The organism is Desulfofundulus thermobenzoicus (assembly GCF_009428905.1).
Taxonomy (GTDB): Bacteria; Bacillota; Desulfotomaculia; order Desulfotomaculales; family Desulfovirgulaceae; genus Desulfofundulus_A; species Desulfofundulus_A thermobenzoicus.
On sequence record NZ_WHYR01000160.1, the window covers coordinates 1 to 477 of the forward strand.

Annotated in this window: 1 protein-coding gene; it reads right to left on the reverse strand. The window is 43.2% G+C overall.

Annotated features, from left to right (window positions below; translation table 11 throughout):
- On the reverse strand, nucleotides 1-477 hold a 477-nt coding region (locus tag GFC01_RS18010), incomplete at both ends, for a type 1 periplasmic-binding domain-containing protein (protein ID WP_423244415.1).

Below are 477 nucleotides of genomic sequence, written 5' to 3' on the forward strand. Positions count from 1 at the left end.
CATATGAAGAGCGCCCGTCTCCTGCATTCTTTTCATAAACGTCGTTTGTCTTTCGTCCTCAATCACAGCATTACCTTCGAAATAATGCTCCCGCTCTTTCCCGCCAATATAGCCTAGATGTGTATAGCCGAGAGATTGCAGATGACGAATGGCGCGATCTGCCGCTCTGACAAAATCAACATGTACACAATCATACAGATCTTCATCCGCATAATGATTGATAAAAACAATGTGTTCCATTCGATTTGTCATTTTTTCAACCGTATCCGAGCTGATTCGCCCAATGACGATCAAGCCGTCAATATCCTTTAGCATCGCCCCTTTATCCATGCTTCTTAGGCGAAAGGTATGGAGAGTGGACAGGCCTTGTTTGGCATATTCTTTTTCAATTCCTTTTCGAATCGATGAAAAAAAGGGATCATTTAATTCTTCGTCAATGGATTGAGCGACAACGACACCGATGACTGGGGATTCAGA